At 30.0% G+C, this 15837-nt stretch carries 19 protein-coding genes; 14 read left to right on the forward strand and 5 right to left on the reverse strand.

Annotated elements, in window-relative coordinates:
• Positions 1-273: 273 nt before the first annotated feature.
• From QLS71_RS15580 to QLS71_RS15595, 4 genes are all read right to left on the reverse strand, one after another.
• Positions 274-660 (reverse strand): hypothetical protein, encoded by a 387-nt coding sequence (locus QLS71_RS15580; RefSeq protein WP_308992872.1) that lies wholly within the window; start codon positions 658-660, stop codon positions 274-276.
• A gap of 12 nt (positions 661-672) precedes the next feature.
• Positions 673-1515 carry a universal stress protein gene (locus QLS71_RS15585; RefSeq protein ID WP_308992871.1) on the reverse strand — a complete coding sequence of 281 codons (843 nt, stop codon included), beginning with the start codon at positions 1513-1515 and terminating at the stop codon, positions 673-675.
• 88 nt (positions 1516-1603) lie between these two features.
• Entirely contained in the window at positions 1604-2656 is a 1053-nt protein-coding gene (locus QLS71_RS15590) for a response regulator (RefSeq protein WP_308992870.1), read from the reverse strand.
• Positions 2653-4158 (reverse strand): PAS domain S-box protein, encoded by a 1506-nt coding sequence (locus QLS71_RS15595; protein WP_308992869.1) that lies wholly within the window; start codon positions 4156-4158, stop codon positions 2653-2655. The genes QLS71_RS15590 and QLS71_RS15595 overlap by 4 nt, the downstream gene beginning before the upstream one ends.
• 100 nt (positions 4159-4258) lie before the next feature.
• Between QLS71_RS15595 and QLS71_RS15600 the strand changes: the two genes are divergently transcribed.
• The 14 genes from QLS71_RS15600 to QLS71_RS15665 all read left to right on the forward strand — a co-directional run bounded on the left by QLS71_RS15600 (position 4259) and on the right by QLS71_RS15665 (position 14768).
• A complete protein-coding gene (locus tag QLS71_RS15600; protein ID WP_308992868.1) occupies positions 4259-4669 on the forward strand; it encodes a hypothetical protein in 411 nt (136 codons plus the stop codon).
• 2 nt (positions 4670-4671) lie between these two features.
• On the forward strand, positions 4672-5070 hold the full coding sequence (locus QLS71_RS15605) for a DUF302 domain-containing protein (RefSeq protein ID WP_308992867.1): 399 nt from the start codon (positions 4672-4674) through the stop codon (positions 5068-5070).
• The gene (trxA, locus tag QLS71_RS15610) at positions 5060-5356 is read left to right on the forward strand and encodes a thioredoxin (protein WP_308992866.1); all 297 of its coding nucleotides are present in this window, start codon (positions 5060-5062) and stop codon (positions 5354-5356) included. Before QLS71_RS15605 ends, trxA begins: the two co-directional genes overlap by 11 nt.
• A gap of 9 nt (positions 5357-5365) precedes the next feature.
• Positions 5366-6064 carry a purine-nucleoside phosphorylase gene (gene deoD, locus QLS71_RS15615; RefSeq protein WP_308992865.1) on the forward strand — a complete coding sequence of 233 codons (699 nt, stop codon included), beginning with the start codon at positions 5366-5368 and terminating at the stop codon, positions 6062-6064.
• A 112-nt stretch (positions 6065-6176) separates the two neighbouring features.
• Positions 6177-6788 (forward strand): WG repeat-containing protein, encoded by a 612-nt coding sequence (locus tag QLS71_RS15620; RefSeq protein ID WP_308992864.1) that lies wholly within the window; start codon positions 6177-6179, stop codon positions 6786-6788.
• Between the two features lie 338 nt (positions 6789-7126).
• A complete protein-coding gene (locus QLS71_RS15625) occupies positions 7127-7339 on the forward strand; it encodes a hypothetical protein (protein WP_308992863.1) in 213 nt (70 codons plus the stop codon).
• Positions 7339-8232 carry a J domain-containing protein gene (locus tag QLS71_RS15630; protein ID WP_308992862.1) on the forward strand — a complete coding sequence of 298 codons (894 nt, stop codon included), beginning with the start codon at positions 7339-7341 and terminating at the stop codon, positions 8230-8232. The genes QLS71_RS15625 and QLS71_RS15630 overlap by 1 nt, the downstream gene beginning before the upstream one ends.
• Before the next feature lie 2 nt (positions 8233-8234).
• Entirely contained in the window at positions 8235-8531 is a 297-nt protein-coding gene (locus tag QLS71_RS15635) for a chaperone modulator CbpM (protein WP_308992861.1), read from the forward strand.
• 13 nt (positions 8532-8544) lie between these two features.
• Entirely contained in the window at positions 8545-9465 is a 921-nt protein-coding gene (locus QLS71_RS15640) for a mechanosensitive ion channel family protein (RefSeq protein WP_308992860.1), read from the forward strand.
• Between the two features lie 38 nt (positions 9466-9503).
• Positions 9504-11471 carry a heavy metal translocating P-type ATPase gene (locus QLS71_RS15645; protein WP_308992859.1) on the forward strand — a complete coding sequence of 656 codons (1968 nt, stop codon included), beginning with the start codon at positions 9504-9506 and terminating at the stop codon, positions 11469-11471.
• 61 nt (positions 11472-11532) lie between these two features.
• Positions 11533-12126: a CDP-alcohol phosphatidyltransferase family protein gene (locus tag QLS71_RS15650; protein ID WP_308992858.1), complete on the forward strand. Its 594-nt coding sequence runs from the start codon at positions 11533-11535 to the stop codon at positions 12124-12126.
• A complete protein-coding gene (locus QLS71_RS15655) occupies positions 12123-13340 on the forward strand; it encodes a metallophosphoesterase (protein WP_308992857.1) in 1218 nt (405 codons plus the stop codon). The genes QLS71_RS15650 and QLS71_RS15655 overlap by 4 nt, the downstream gene beginning before the upstream one ends.
• A 65-nt stretch (positions 13341-13405) precedes the next feature.
• Positions 13406-13861, forward strand: a complete 456-nt coding sequence (locus QLS71_RS15660) for a pyridoxamine 5'-phosphate oxidase family protein (protein ID WP_308992856.1) — start codon at positions 13406-13408, stop codon at positions 13859-13861.
• Between the two features lie 16 nt (positions 13862-13877).
• Entirely contained in the window at positions 13878-14768 is an 891-nt protein-coding gene (locus QLS71_RS15665; protein WP_308992855.1) for an RsiV family protein, read from the forward strand.
• A 77-nt stretch (positions 14769-14845) separates the two neighbouring features.
• Here the strand turns inward: QLS71_RS15665 and QLS71_RS15670 are convergent, their stop codons facing one another.
• Complete coding sequence (locus QLS71_RS15670) at positions 14846-15835, reverse strand: MlaD family protein (RefSeq protein ID WP_308992854.1); 990 nt, start codon at positions 15833-15835, stop codon at positions 14846-14848.
• Positions 15836-15837: the final 2 nt, after the last annotated feature.

Raw genomic sequence — 15837 nt, forward strand, 5'->3', positions numbered from 1 at the left:
TAAAATTTGTATACTAAGAAACAGGAAGTCGAAACCTCCTGTTTCCTTTTAAGAGCTTAATATCATCATCTAATTTATTTAATCTCTAAAATGGTTTTATTGCTAAAAGCCATCAAGTCTAAAAAACGAAACAATCATTTTAAACTCTATAATATTGCACATAAAGTCTTATTTTAAAATTTATTAGTGATTCAAAGAACCTTTTTTAATTATACTACTAAAGTACACAGCTTCTAAGAATTAAAATATGATATATATCAGTTTTCTAAAAAATTATGGAGAAACTATATCATAACCTCTGTTCAATAAATATATACCAATAATAAATAGTAAGGTATAGATAACCTGAACCAGTTTAACATTAATAAATTCTAACCAAGTAACGGTTTTTTTGGGAAATATAAATAAGAACAGTCCTATAAATAATGATAACCAACCTATTAAGGTAATAATAAGTTGATAACTTGGTTCCCAAATATTATGAAACAAAATGTTGAGAAGTCCTATAATAATGGCCACAAAAGAAGAGATTATTAAAAATTTTTCATCTTTAAGGTCATTAAATATTTGTTTAATACGCTTTGGGTTAAGGCTAAGTATTAAAAAGAATATAATAAAATACCAGCCCCAAAACTTTGCTAAGAAAATAGAATTATCCATGATTTTTGATATTTATTCGTGTAACACTAAAAAGGGTATGTGCGTATGATACGTTATTTTCTCCACTTTCGAATGAAATAATATACTTTGAAAATAATTAAGGTTTTTGGCGACCATCGTTATCATATCTATATCTCTACTTTCAACAAAACACTGTATGGCATCCTCTACTTTTTTATTGGTTAAAAGATGAAAACTTGGCTTAAAATCTTCAAAATAATCGTTTAATAGATCTTTATTTGAGAGTTGTTCTGTGTTTAATGATGTGTTTTTTTTATCAATATGAATAATTCTTAGATTAGCTTCGAAAGCATTTAAAAAATTAGTTAATGGTTGAAGTGTTTTTATATCATAAGACAAATTGTAGTCTGTTGGAAATGCTACTTCTTTAATTTCAGAATATTTAGCATGTTCAGGCACAATCAATGTTGTACATTTTACCTTTGTAATAACGTCGCCAGCATTACTGCCAACAATATATTCTTCAAGTCCAGATGCACCTTTTGTACCCATTATAATCATATCCATATTTTTCTCGTCGATATGTTTTCTAATAGATTCCAGGAAAAAATTATAATCACTTAACGTATAGAATTTATGTTTTTCATTGTCGTTAATGTTATGACTAATTTTTTTTAATAGTTCTCTAAGTTTTTTTTTTGACGGCTTTATATAAATACTTTCTATAATCTCGTGTGTTGGAATATAGGTATCAGCACCTACCACAAGATTTTCCATTCTAGTTACATTTAATAAATAGAAATTACATGGTGTTTTTTCAAAAAAGCGAGTTGCATATAATATAGCATTCCATGAGTTGTTAGAAAAGTCTGTTGGTAATAAAATATTCATCATTTAAATTTCTCATTATCAACAAAGCTATATGTAAGCGTATTGATATAATATGATATTCGTCATAATTGGACGAAAACATATAAAACAATTAGTATATGTCCTGTAATTTCTGAAGGTCAATAATTTTTATATTTCTACCTTCCATTTCTATAAGTCCTTGTTTTTTAAAATCAGACATTGTTCTTATAAATGTTTCAGTTGCTATACCGGCAACACTAGCTAAATCATTTCGAGAGATTTTAATAGGGTCTTGAGGTTTTGAATTGATCTTTTCAGCAAATCTTAAAATGGTAGCGGCTGTTTTTTTCTGTACAGAACTATATGCCATTTCCAATAGTTGGTCTTTCACATCAGTAAGATCATCAGTAAGTAATTGAATAACTTCTAAGGTCACCTTATGATTTTTAGCTAATATATTTTTAAGTTCTGTTTTAGAGACGCCCATCATTTCAACATCTTTCATGGCAGAAGCAGTTTCTTTGTATGGAATATTTTGGTTAAATGAAGTGTATCCAAAGAGGTCATCTTCCTTGTGAAGTGCCGTGGTGAGTTCTTTCCCTTTTTCATCAAGTTTATAACATCTCACAACACCTTTGTTTATTAAATAAATGAAGTTTGAATTATAACCCTCTTTATAAATAATATCATTTTTTTTATACTTAAAAATGCTGCCATTGTCATCAAAAAAGTTCTTTAAGTCATTTAATGATCTAAGTTCATCTTCAGTAGTGATTAATTTTTTTTGAGACGACTCCCGTTCATCTTTTAATATAGCAGCTTTCGCAATCCGACTCTCAATAGCACTTACAATTTCATCTTCGGTAAAGGGTTTTGTAATATAATCATCTGCTCCTAAATTCATTCCTTTTCTTATGTCTTGTTTTTCTGTTTTTGCCGACAAAAAGATAAAAGGGATAAATTTTGTTTCACTATGTTTAGATAAGCCTTCCAAAACACCGTAGCCATCAAGTACAGGCATCATAATATCAGATATAATAATATCAGGTCTTTCTTCTCTTGCTATTTTTAGACCTATTTCCCCATTAGCAGCTGTAAGAATCACATAATCTGATAGTTCCAAAAGTTCAGCTGTATTTTCTCTTAAAATGGTATCGTCTTCTATTAATAATACTTTTTTCATAACACAACTTTGTTTGGTAGTTCTATAATGAAAGTCGAACCATGGTGTTCAACACTTTTAAATGAAATGGTGCCGTTTAAGTTTTCTAAATGATCTTTGACGATATTTAAACCAATTCCAGTACCTTGCATGAGCAATGCATTTTCTGCTCTAAAATAACGATTGAATATATTCTTTTGGTCTTTCTCAGGAATGCCAATGCCGTTATCTTTGACTTTAAAAACAGTCGTGTTTTTATTTTGTGAAATAGTAATGTTTATAATAGTGTTTTCTGATGAATATTTTATAGCATTATATATTAAATTTGATAGGGATAATTCTAGAATTTTTTCGTCTTGGAATAATGAGATGTCGTCAATATTTTCAGGATAATTGATCTGCTGTCCGTCTTTTAATATCATATTTGCATTATAAATGACTTCATTTAAAACCTTACTTAATTTAAATGAGGTGAATTTATAATTGATTTTACCTTTTTCTAATTTTTCAACGGAAAGAAAATCATTCAAGATGGTATTGAGATACTGTACTTTGTCTGTAATGGTATTTACATGTTTCTCTCGTTTTTCTTGTTGTTCAGTTAATTTGTATTTATTCAATAACATAGTTGAAGTTAAAATCCCACTTAAAGGTGTTTTAAATTCATGTGATACCATAGATAAGAATTTTGTTTTCAATTCGTTCAATTCCTTTTCTGTAGCTAGTGCCATTTTAAGTTCTTCAGTGCGTATCTCAACCGTTTTTTCTAATTTTTCAGTATAATTTTTTTGCTCTGTTATATCTAAAATAATAGCCAAGAATACATCTCTATCACCTAATTTTGAACGTTGTAAATGTACATTAACAGGATAAGTACTTCCTGATTTACGTTGATGTAATGTTTCAAATTCAATTTTTTCAATATTAGCTTCATTGAGTAGTTCTAATTCTTTTTTGAACTGTGATTCTGTATAGTTGGGTTTTATATCTATTGGTGTCATAGTGGTAAGTTCCTCTAAATTGTAACCTATATTTTTTTGTGCCCCATAATTGGCATTTATAAATTTTAGAGTTTTAGCATCAAATACATAAATCTCATTTAGCGATTCCTGAAAAATGCTGGCTAAATGATTGCGTTCTTGCTCCATATATTTACGCTCACTAATATCTATAACTAAGGCCATAATATAGTCCTTTCCATAGATGGAAAAGGGGTTTAATCCAGCTTCTACAGGAAAAATACTTCCATCTTTATGAGCGCCAAAAAGATCACGTCCTTGCCCCATTTGTCTACGCTCTTTCTGTTTCATAAAACCATTAAAGTGAGCCCCATGACCAGCGTGATAGTTTCGTGGAATTAAAATGTTTAGTGATTTTTTTATGAGTTCTCCCTTAGAGTACCCAAACATTTGGTTTGCAGAATCGTTGGTTTCTACAATATTTTGATGCTCATCAACTATAATGACACCTTCCGATACAGCACCTAAAAGTACTTTAAAGATATCTTGATTTTGCTGAAACATGTTTTATAATTTGATTGATAAGTATATAAAGATAACTGATTTATATCATTCTTTAAAACTAATACTATTTCTAAATTTGATTTATTCTAAAAATATTGACATGAAAACTAAAAAGAAAATGACCATAGAGTTTTATCGAAATCTTGGTAAACTTTTTTATGCCATGGCAGCAGTAGATGGTAATGTAAAACCCATAGAGTTTGATAAACTAAAGACATTAGTAAAAAAGGAATGGCTAGTTGTAGATGATCTTGAAGATACCTTTGGGACAGATGCAGCTTACCAAATAGAAATTGTTTTTGATTGGCTTAATGAAGATGAAGAGCTCAATGTAAAAGTATGTTTCAAAGATTTTATTAATTATAAAAAGAGTCAAAGTCATCTATTTACTCAAGATATTAGACGCTTAATATTAAAAACAGCTTCAGCTATTGCTTATGCGTTTTCTGGTATTAACAAGTCTGAGTTAACATTGTTAGCAAAACTAGATATAGAATTAAAAATACCTTAAAGATGAATTATTACTTCAGCAAAACCATAAACGGAAAATTTGAGACTATCGAAATTAAGGTAAAGGCCTTATTAAAAAACGAAGGCTTTGGTGTGCTTACCGAAATTGATATGCAAACGACCTTAAAGGAAAAACTCAATAAAGATTTTAGAAAGTATAAGATTTTAGGAGCTTGCAATCCACCCTTTGCATTTAAAGCTTTACAAGCAGAAGATAAAATTGGTACTATGTTGCCTTGTAATGTTATTTTACAAGAGCATGACCAAAACAAAATAGAAGTGTCTGCTATAAACCCTATGGTGTCTATGCAAGCTGTGGAAAATTCTGCACTTAAAGCCGTAGCAGAAGAGGTAAGCTCTAAACTGGAAAACGTGATAAATAAATTAGAAAATGAAAAGTAGTTTTAATGATATTATAAATTCTGAAACACCAGTTTTGGTAGATTTTTTTGCAGATTGGTGTGGGCCTTGTAAATCACTAGCGCCAATATTGAAGGAAGTAAAAGAAGAACTTGGAGATACTATAAAAATTGTAAAAATTAATGTTGATAAAAATGAATTATTGGCAGCAAAGTATCAAGTACGTGGTGTACCAACGATGCTATTATTTAAAAATGGAAAACAAGTTTGGAGACAATCTGGAGTACTTCAAAAAAGTGAGATTGTAAAAGTTGTCATCTCAAATTAACCTAAAATTATGAGTACACACATAGAAGCTAAAAAAGGAGAGATAGCCGAAACAGTTTTGTTACCAGGAGACCCCATGCGTGCCAAATGGATAGCTGAAACTTTTTTGGAGACCCCAAGATGCTATAATGATGTTAGAGGCATGTTAGGTTACACAGGTACTTACAATGGTAAACGTGTTTCCGTGCAAGGTACAGGTATGGGTATTCCATCTGCACTGATCTATTGTCACGAACTTATTAACGATTATGGGGTAAAGAATTTAATTAGAGTTGGCTCAACAGGTTCGTGTCATAAAGACATTAAGATTAGGGATATTGTAATTGCTATGGCAGCATCTTCAACCTCAGGTATTAATAATTCCCGTTTTATAAATGCCGATTATTCACCAACTGCTAATTTTGAATTGTTTATGAAAGCAGTATTTTATGCCAAAGAAAATAATATTCCAATCAAAGCAGGTAACGTTTTATCTACTGATGAATTTTACGAAGACGATTTTAATAATTATAAAATTTGGGCAGATTTTGGAGTACTGTGTGTAGAAATGGAAACAGCAGGAGTATATACCATTGCTGCAAAGTATAAAGTAAAGGCACTTTCCATTTTAACCGTATCAGATTCTTTGGTAACCAAAGAACGCACTTCAGCTGACGATAGAGAAACTAGCTTTAGCACCATGGTTGAAATTGCTTTAAACACAATATAGTTGTCATAATAATTTAATATCACTAACCTTATTTTTTTGTATGATGAATGTCATTTTATAAGTATCTATTTACTATTAACTTTAAAGTATTATTTTTTAAAATATAGAACTCATGAAAAAAGTAAAATTCATTTTGTTGATTATACTCATAATCCCAATCCTAGGACTCGCACAATCTCTTGAAAATCTTGATTATATTTCGCCATTCCATAATGGTTATGCAGCAATCAAAAAAGATAACCAATGGGCTTTTATTAATACCGAAGGTGCTATTGCTATAGATTTTAGAAATGATTTAGTAGCAAGAACTGTTGGTGATGTAAATTATCCAATGTTTAGTGATGATCGCTGTTTGATTGAAGAACTAAAAGAAGGTATATCCTATTTTGGCTATATAGATACTTTTGGAAAAACGGTTATTAAACCTCAATTTTTAAACGCTACTAATTTTAGTGAAGGCAGCTCCATAGCGTTAAAATTGGTTAAAGAAATTGTAGGTGAAAATGAAGCTTTGGTTAAAAATATAGTTTACTACAGATATTTTGAAGTCACCATAGACATTGAAGGTAATGTTATAAATTACCTAACCCCGAAAGGTAAAAATGTGGTTTTAGATAAAGAGTTTTTAACTTATCCACCAGAAATCATGTCTAAACAAATTTCAAAAAATGTATTTGCCATCAAGGGTAAAGGGAATAGATGGACTATTATAAATAATAAATGAGTATTATAAAACTTTTTTATAATGAAAGCAAACTTAGGAAGCATTTCTGGTATTAAAATAAAAATTCAGGGCTTCTGGAAAAAACCAAACAGTAAACTCCGATAACCAAGATAAAATTTTACTTAAAGAACAATCGTTAACAGAATGTGTTTATGCTTCGGCAACCATTCAACCAGATAGTCTCTATCAAGTTTATGGTAAATATGGTTATGGAAAATTTACCTTGTTATATATTCTTTATATAGAGAATACAAGTTAGGAGGGAGAATAAATGATATTAATTATTTCTAATGACACTATTTAAGCCTAAATTTAGAGTTCATTTTTAGACTAATATAATGAAAACACTTCAAGATATAGAAAATCAAATAATAACTTTAACGACAAGCATTGAGGTGAATTATCCTGAATTATATGCTACGTTAGATGAAAACCCGATGACTATTCCAACTGAAATTCATCCTGATATGACAATTAGTGTTATGGAAGAGTATCTAGGAAGTCTAAAACAAATATTAAAGCAATACATTAAAACTCATAATAAATACTAATGGCATTTATAGATTATTATAAAATACTGGGCATTTCAAAAAGTGCCACAGAAAGCGATATCAAAAAAGCCTATCGGAAACTAGCACGTAAATACCATCCAGATCTTAATCCAAACGATAAGATTGCTGAACAAAAGTTTAAGGAAATTAACGAAGCTAACGAAGTGTTAAGCCATGCAGAAAATCGTAAGAAATACGATGAATATGGAGAGCATTGGCAACATGCTGAAGATTACGAAAAAGCAAAACAACAACAAACACAATATTCTCAACAACAAACTTCTCAAGGTGATTTTAGAGGTTATAATGAGAGTGATTTTTCAGATTTTTTCAGTTCTATGTTTGGGGGGGGCGATGCAAATGGTCAACGTAGGGAAGCGAAGTTTAGAGGACAAGATTTTAATGCAAAACTGCAGCTAAATCTAAACGATGTGTATCAATCACATAAACAAACATTAACAGTTAATAATAAAAAGATACGAATTACCATTCCTGCGGGAGTTGAAAATGGTCAAATTATAAAAATAAAAGGTCATGGAGGAAAAGGTGTTAATGGAGGTCCTAATGGAGACTTGTATATTGAGTTTTCAATAGTTAATACATCGCAATTTAAAAGAGATGGTGATAATTTATATGTTTCTGTCGATTTAGATCTATATATATCACTTTTAGGAGGAGAAATAACTGTGGATACATTTGATGGAAAAGTAAAACTTACTGTAAAACCAGAAACTCAAAACGGAACAAAAATAAAACTCAAAGGTAAAGGGTTTCCAAAGTATAAAAAAGAAGGACAATTTGGTGATTTATATGTTACCTACAATATAAAAACACCATTAAACCTTTCAGTTAAAGAAAAAGAACTCTTTACAGAACTTTCAAAATTGCGATAATTATGAATACAACAAACCTTATTTCAATTGAACAATTTTGTACACATTACAATGTGCCTGTTACTTTTATCACAGCGCTTCATGAGTATGAACTTGTAGAGATCACAATTGCTGATAGTGAAAATTACCTCCAAACAAATCAACTTAATGACGTCGAAAAAATGATACGCCTACATTACGAACTCGATATAAATTTAGAAGGAATTGATGCCATCTATAACTTATTGAAGCAAGTAGAAAATCTTAAATCTCAAATTAGAACACTAAAAAACAAATTAAATTCTTACGAAGATTTATAATAGGGTAGATACCATGACAAATATTGAATATCTAAAAGAATGGATTGGTGCTAATCCGCTTGTTTGGAGTATGATTAAGTTTCTAATAATACTAATCATTGTTTTAACAGGTATTCAATTGGTAAGACGGTATTTAAAAAGAAAGATATCAAACGCAATTATACGTTATAAAGCACAGAAAGGAATCGAGATTTTGGGTTATGTACTTCTAGTTCTCTTAACTTTTACATATTTTTCGGGAGCAATTAAAGATTTTACCATTATTATAGGCTTGTTCACTGCCGGAATTGCTTTCACACTACAAGAACTAATATTAAGTATTGCGGGCTCTATTTATATTTTTTTGGTACAAGTATATAAACCAGGAGATCGCATTGAGATTAACGGAATTAAAGGAGATGTAATAGACGTTGATAGTATTTACACAACCATGATGGAAATTGGACAATGGGTAAGTAGCGATAATTATAGTGGACGTATTGTAAAATTAAGTAATGCCTTTGTTTTTAAAGGACCAATATATAATTACTCTAAAGATTTTCCATTTATATGGGACGAATTGGAATTACCTATTCGCTATGGTTCAGATATGGATCTAACAAAATCTATTATTATTAAAATAGCTTCTGAATCACTTTCTGAGTACACCGCAAATTCAAAATCTGAATGGGAAAGCGTCGTCAAAAAGTATTATATAGAAGATGCTCAAATAGATCCTACATTGTCAATAAAATTAACCGATAATTGGATTCAGTTTAATTTGAGATACATAGTCGATTTTAAGAAACGTCGTTTTACAAAATACTTATTGTATGATAAAATAAGAATGGAAATTGAAAACACTAATGGTAAAATTAACCTAGCGTCCTCTACTATTGAAATTATTAAAATACCAGAAATAAAACTTAATTTAGATAAAAATCAAGACCTCTAAAAATTACTTAAAGTTAAATGAGTAAGACCTATTTTTAAATGGAATACAAACAGAAAAATGTCCACGAGCATATTCAATTCTTTGGAAAGAAAACGGAACTTTATTATGCCATTCTTTGTGGTGTTTTTTTATTAGTTGGTTTTTTAGTGGAAAAATTAACAGACTTACCTAATGGGTTTGTGCTATCAAGTTTTTTGGTATCTTATTTTTTTGGAGGGTATTTCATTACAATTGAAGCCTCTCAAAAAATTATTAAAGGAGGTTTCGATATTGACTTTTTGATGATTGCCGCAGCAGCAGGAGCAGGGTATATTGGAAGTTGGGCTGAAGGTGCCTTACTCTTATTTCTTTTTAGTTTAGGTCATGCTCTTGAACATTATGCAATGGAAAGAGCTGAAAAATCAATCGAAGCTTTAGGTAATTTATCTCCAAAAACAGCACTTGTTAAAACGAATGAAAAATTAGAGGAAGTTCTAATTGAAAATTTAAAAATAGGTGATGTTATTGTAGTAAAGCCAAATACGAAAATTGCCGCCGACGGTGTCATTATTAGTGGGAGTAGTAGTATTAACCAAGCGCCAATAACAGGTGAAAGTATTCCTGTCGATAAAACATTCATAAAATATTCAGGTAATTTACCAAAATTTAATGAAATCGATAGAAAACATGTTGTTTTTACAGGAACCATAAATGGTGATAATTTACTCAATGTAATAGTTCTTAAATTAAGCGAAGATTCAACTGTTTCAAGATTGATCAAAATGGTTAGTGAAGTTGAAGCTCAAAAATCCCCAACACAGCGACTCACCAAAAAATTTGAAAAATGGTATGTGCCAATGGTGATTTTAGTGGTTTTTATGTTGTGTTTTGTATTTGTAATTATGGACGAGAGTTTTAACACTAGCTTATACAGAGCCATAACAGTATTGGTGGCAGCTAGTCCTTGTGCCTTGGCCATTTCAACGCCCAGTGCTGTATTAAGTGGAATTGCTAGAGCAGCACAAAAAGGTGTTTTAATTAAAGGAGGAAAAGCCTTGGAAGATTTAGGTGAAATTACTACGATTGCATTTGACAAGACAGGAACCTTGACGGAAGGAAAACCAAAACTCACCAATATCATTGCTCTAAATAATTTTGATGATAATGAATTTATACAATTAGTACTGGAAGTGGAAAGTTTAAGTAATCATCCACTTGCTAAGGCGATAGCAAAAGATATAGAAAAACAGTATGGAGTTGTAGTAAAAAATAAAGCTTCAAATGTAAAAGCAATTCAAGGAAAAGGAATAAGCGCCATTTATAATGGAGAAGAAGTATTTATTGGTAATATAAAACTAATGGAATATGCTCATGCAAGTGTTGCTGATCCTATAATTTCTAAAATGAATAGTCTTTTAGAAAATGGTCATACCGTCATGTTGGTAGCATCTAAGAAGGCAATTATTGGTTTAATAAGTGTTATGGATCTTCCACGAAAAACAGCTGCAAGTACATTAAAGCGATTGAAAGAAATAGGCATCAAACATATGATTATGCTCACTGGAGATCACCAAAATGTTGGTGATGCCATTGCCCGACAAATAGGACTAACGGAAGCTAAAGGAAATTTATTACCTGAAGATAAAGTAGAAGCTATAAAAGCATTAATTAAAAGGGATAAAAAGATAGCAATGGTAGGCGATGGAGTTAATGATGCACCAGCAATGGCATTAAGTACTGTGAGTGTCGCAATGGGAGCTGCTGGTAGTGATGTTGCCCTAGAAACAGCAGATGTAGCACTCATGTCTGATAAAATTGAGAACTTACCATTTGTAATAGGCTTGAGTAGAGCATCCAAACGGATCATCAAACAAAACATCTTTATAAGTTTAGGTGTTGTTGTTTTGTTAGTTCCAGTAACGATTCTAGGATTAACAAATATAGGTTTGGCGGTTGCTTTTCATGAAGGTTCAACTATTGTAGTTGTATTAAATGCCTTAAGGTTATTGAAATTTAATATAGATTAACTGATATTTCGCATTTTTGTTAGAGTATACACCCAATATTTTTACCATAAACAAAAGAAGTATGCTTACATTCAAACATTACAATATAGCAGACTGGTTTTCATTTTATCGCATTTTTGCCGCACCATTTTTAATAATTTTAATTTGGTTAGACTATCGATTAGTTTTCACTTGGCTGCTACTTGTTAGTTATTGTACAGATGCTATAGACGGGTACTTGGCGCGCAAACTTAAAATAACAAGTCCAAGAGGTTCTCAGTTGGATTCTTTTGGTGATCAAATCACTTTAATAGTTGGACTCATCGGTTTATTTTATTTTGAAACAGCGTTTATCAAAACTAATCTGATGTTAATCCTTATTACATTTGTGCCTTATATAATTCAAATGTTTATAGCATATTTTAAATATGGAAAAGCTACGGCATTCCATACATATATGGCTAAACTATCTGCTGTGTTTCAAAGTATATTTATTTTATGGTCGTTATTTTTATCACCAGAGTATCGTTTATTTTACATTATGATTGTTGTTGGATTATTGGAAACTTTTGAAGAAATCACCCTTATTTTTATGTATGATAATTGGGCTTCGGATGTAAAAGGAATTTATTGGGCTTTTAGAGATAAAAGACGCCATAAAAAGCCTGTAGAATGAAATCGTTATCTCTTTTTACTATCCTTTTTTTATGTCTAGCAATTTTGTTGGTTGACATACTAGTATTCTATTGGCTTCAATCAATTATTCAGTTTATTGGTTCATCATTATTGAAAACAATTATTTACGTTTTGTTTTGGGTATTTACCGTAGGGTTAATAACTTCAATTATTGTGTTAAAAGTTACTTTAGATGATATTAATCCGATTAGAAGATATCTTATAATTTCAAAATTTTATGGTTTAGCAATTTCGTCCTTTGTTCCTAAGCTTATTTTTGGCGTAATCTTATCTATTCTTTATATTACCAATTATCTGTTTTCTAAAAATGAGTCACTTATTATAGTGCCTCTTATAGGATTATTATCAGGGTTTCTCCCTTTCTTTATTATTCTTTATGGGATTTTTAAAGCTGTTTATAAATTCAAAGTTTATCACCATGTTATTTTTTCTAGAATTTTACCAAAATCCTTTAATGGCTTAAAAATTGTCCAGCTATCTGATCTTCATTTAGGGAGCTTTAATTATGGTTATGACAAATTAGAACGAGCAATTAAAAAAATTAATCATTTACAACCAGATTATATAATGATTACAGGTGATTTGGTAAATAACTATGCTTGGGAATTACGAGGTTGGAATACCGTTTTTAATAAACTTTGCGCCAAAAAAGGAAAATTTGCTATTTTGGGCAATCATGATTATGGTGATTATAGTCAATGGGATTCTCAAGAAGCAAAGCAAGAAAATTTGGATGCTATAAAGCAGTTTTATGTGGATATAGGTTTTAAAATTTTATTAAATGAATCTCAAATTATTTCAAAAAATAACGAACAAATTGCTATTATAGGTGTTGAAAATTGGGGAAAACCACCTTTTAAACAATATGGCGATTTACAACAAGCCATTAAAGGTGTAAAATCGATTCCATTTAAAATTTTATTGTCTCATGACCCTACACATTGGTCTGAGAAAGTTATAGATAAAACAGACATCACCTTAACATTTGCTGGTCATACACATGGTATGCAGGCAGCTTTCCAATATAAAAACTTACAATGGAGTCCCATAAAATATAAGTTTAAGCATTGGGCAGGTTTATATAAACACAACCAACAATATCTTTATGTCAATAGGGGTTTGGGTTGGTTAGGATTTCCTGCAAGAATAGGAATGCGACCAGAAATTACATTTTTAGAATTAAGAACAAACTGATTAATATCATCGTTAATTAAAAATAATTAAAATACTTTAGCTTAAATGATCTAATTTTAAATACCATGATCAAAACACTAAATAAGAAAGAAAGTACTAAGATCCTAGTATCAAATTACATTGGAAATCTATCTTATATTTATAGAGATAGACCTTATATAGTGCCTATAACCTATTTTTATGATAAGAATAATAATGCAATTATTGGTTATTCCGCAGAAGGTCATAAAATAAATGCTATGCGTAAAAACTGTAATGTGTCTCTCGGAGTTTCAGAAGTTGATTCTGTGAATTCTTGGGAATCGGTATTGGCTCAAGGCAAGTTTATAGAATTTTCAGGAAGTGAAGCAAAAGCTAAACTCCACATCTTTTCGTTAGGGGTAAAGAATTTGATTATCAATAGAGAGCATAGAAAACTTGATTTTATAAGTGAATTTTCGAGTAAAAGCTATAAAGATGATTTGCCTGTTGTTTTCCAAATTAAAATTGAAGAGATTACAGGGAGAATGAGACGAAATTAATTTAAAAATTAAACAAATGAAATATATATACTTATTAGCATTAGTCTTGTTATTATTCAGTAATTGTAAAAATGATACGCGTAATGAAAATATTAATGAAATTGAAGAAAGCGATGAGTTTAAATCATCCGATCAAGATAAAATTCAGAAAGTCGACAGGGATATCAAGTTATTCGATAAAACTATTTCTATAGAATTAAAACAAAAAAAACTGATTGATAAAAAGGACGAAAGTGAAGAACTTCAAAAATTGCTTATTGATAAAAAGTATGTTGTAAAAAACAAAAATTATAGTATCAACTTTAAATATCCATTGCTAAACGAATCATTCAAACCTTCGAATGCTAATTTTAACGACTTCATTAATAACTATTATGTAAATATAACCAAAACTGAATCTGACATCATAGAGAGTAAATTACAATGTGATAGTATAGAGTCTAAAACATTTAGAGAAGAACGATTTATAAATTATAAAATTTATAATGTTAATGATCGTCTTGTAAGTGTGCTTTTTTATAAAGAGAATTTTTATTCTGGAGCTATGCATCCAAGTTATTCTTTTGATTGCTTTAATTTCGATTTAAATAGAGGTGTTTTTATGACTTATGAAGATTTCTTTATAAAAGGATCAGAAGATGATCTATTGATTATAATAAATGAAAAAATAAGTAAAAAAATACAAAAAGGAGATTTGTATTATGAATGTTGGGAACTCTCTTCAACTGATTTTTTTGAGGGTAAAAACAACTTTGTACTTAATGACACCTACTTAGAGTTTTATTTTGATGATTGTGTTATGTGCCCATCATATACAGGTACATATTCTATTGAACTTCCATTAACCGATTTGTTGCCAGTTTTAAAAAAGTATGATATGAATCCGTTAGGTTTTTTAGTAAAATAGAACAGATTACGACGAGAATAAGAACCTAGAAATAGTAATTATTAATATGTAGGGATTGATTGTATTTTATAATACAGTTAATTTTTATTATTAACGTCTTTTTTTTCTTGTCGCTCTAATTTTCTAAAATAGCCTCTCGTTAAAAAGTTATGTTTTAGAGCTTCCATATTTTGGTTGAATTTATCTGTGCCTTCATTTATATTTTTTAGAGTAGATTCTAAACTATTCGCTAGTGTAGTGTCTCTTACAAGATAATTATATGTGCCTTTACTAGTATTGAAATCATCAACGACAGTATTAATATTTAATAAAATAGTTTCAATTTCTGAGCTAGACGTTTCAAGATGACCAACAATGTTTTTTAGTTTCATACCAGATAGGGTGTCATTTAGTAGCATTCCCATAACACTAGTATCGGCTGTCTTTAATGATGTAATGATATGATTTAATTCGCCAATAGAATTGGAAGCGCCCATACTTGCTGTTTTAAGATTAGTAATTGATTGTTTTAAATCTTTGGACATAATGGTATCGTTAAGTAAAACACCCAAAGTCCCTTTACCTTCAATGATACTATTGGTTATTTTTAATAAATCTGCCGTTAATATGGCAGCATTTTCGTTAGTAACGCTTAATGTACTTAAAATGTCGTCTGCTCCAATTTTACTATAGGATTTAATAACATCTCCGTTACTAATGACTTTTGAAGAACCTTTATTAGGTACAATATTTATTATCATATTTCCAACTAGTCCATCAGATCCAATAGTTGCAATCGCATTCTTTTTGATATGGGAAATAATTTTTTCTTCGATATTCATATCTACCTTAATAGTAGAATCGTTAATCATTATGATGTCTTTAACCGTTCCAATCTCAATCCCAGAATATCTTACGTTATTGCCTTTTTGTAAACCATTTACGTTTTGAAAAAAAGCACTTATAGTAAAGGTCTTTTTAAACATATTGCTACGTTGACCAATAAGATAAACTCCCGCTATAAAAAGAATTGTGCCAATAATAACCAAAGTGCCTAATTGTAGTTTTTGTGAGTTTGAATGTTTCATAA

It is taken from the genome of Mariniflexile litorale (genome assembly GCF_031128465.2).
In the GTDB taxonomy this organism is placed as follows: Bacteria; Bacteroidota; Bacteroidia; order Flavobacteriales; family Flavobacteriaceae; genus Mariniflexile; species Mariniflexile litorale.

Coding starts and splice junctions, on each gene's coding strand:
- QLS71_RS15580 (WP_308992872.1), bottom strand. CDS start 660: ATGGATAATTCTATTTTCTTAGCAAAGTTTTGGGGCTGGTATTTTATT.
- QLS71_RS15585 (WP_308992871.1), bottom strand. CDS start 1,515: ATGATGAATATTTTATTACCAACAGACTTTTCTAACAACTCATGGAAT.
- QLS71_RS15590 (WP_308992870.1), bottom strand. CDS start 2,656: ATGAAAAAAGTATTATTAATAGAAGACGATACCATTTTAAGAGAAAAT.
- QLS71_RS15595 (WP_308992869.1), bottom strand. CDS start 4,158: ATGTTTCAGCAAAATCAAGATATCTTTAAAGTACTTTTAGGTGCTGTA.
- QLS71_RS15600 (WP_308992868.1), top strand. CDS start 4,259: ATGAAAACTAAAAAGAAAATGACCATAGAGTTTTATCGAAATCTTGGT.
- QLS71_RS15605 (WP_308992867.1), top strand. CDS start 4,672: ATGAATTATTACTTCAGCAAAACCATAAACGGAAAATTTGAGACTATC.
- trxA (WP_308992866.1), top strand. CDS start 5,060: ATGAAAAGTAGTTTTAATGATATTATAAATTCTGAAACACCAGTTTTG.
- deoD (WP_308992865.1), top strand. CDS start 5,366: ATGAGTACACACATAGAAGCTAAAAAAGGAGAGATAGCCGAAACAGTT.
- QLS71_RS15620 (WP_308992864.1), top strand. CDS start 6,177: ATGAAAAAAGTAAAATTCATTTTGTTGATTATACTCATAATCCCAATC.
- QLS71_RS15625 (WP_308992863.1), top strand. CDS start 7,127: ATGAAAACACTTCAAGATATAGAAAATCAAATAATAACTTTAACGACA.
- QLS71_RS15630 (WP_308992862.1), top strand. CDS start 7,339: ATGGCATTTATAGATTATTATAAAATACTGGGCATTTCAAAAAGTGCC.
- QLS71_RS15635 (WP_308992861.1), top strand. CDS start 8,235: ATGAATACAACAAACCTTATTTCAATTGAACAATTTTGTACACATTAC.
- QLS71_RS15640 (WP_308992860.1), top strand. CDS start 8,545: ATGACAAATATTGAATATCTAAAAGAATGGATTGGTGCTAATCCGCTT.
- QLS71_RS15645 (WP_308992859.1), top strand. CDS start 9,504: ATGGAATACAAACAGAAAAATGTCCACGAGCATATTCAATTCTTTGGA.
- QLS71_RS15650 (WP_308992858.1), top strand. CDS start 11,533: ATGCTTACATTCAAACATTACAATATAGCAGACTGGTTTTCATTTTAT.
- QLS71_RS15655 (WP_308992857.1), top strand. CDS start 12,123: ATGAAATCGTTATCTCTTTTTACTATCCTTTTTTTATGTCTAGCAATT.
- QLS71_RS15660 (WP_308992856.1), top strand. CDS start 13,406: ATGATCAAAACACTAAATAAGAAAGAAAGTACTAAGATCCTAGTATCA.
- QLS71_RS15665 (WP_308992855.1), top strand. CDS start 13,878: ATGAAATATATATACTTATTAGCATTAGTCTTGTTATTATTCAGTAAT.
- QLS71_RS15670 (WP_308992854.1), bottom strand. CDS start 15,835: ATGAAACATTCAAACTCACAAAAACTACAATTAGGCACTTTGGTTATT.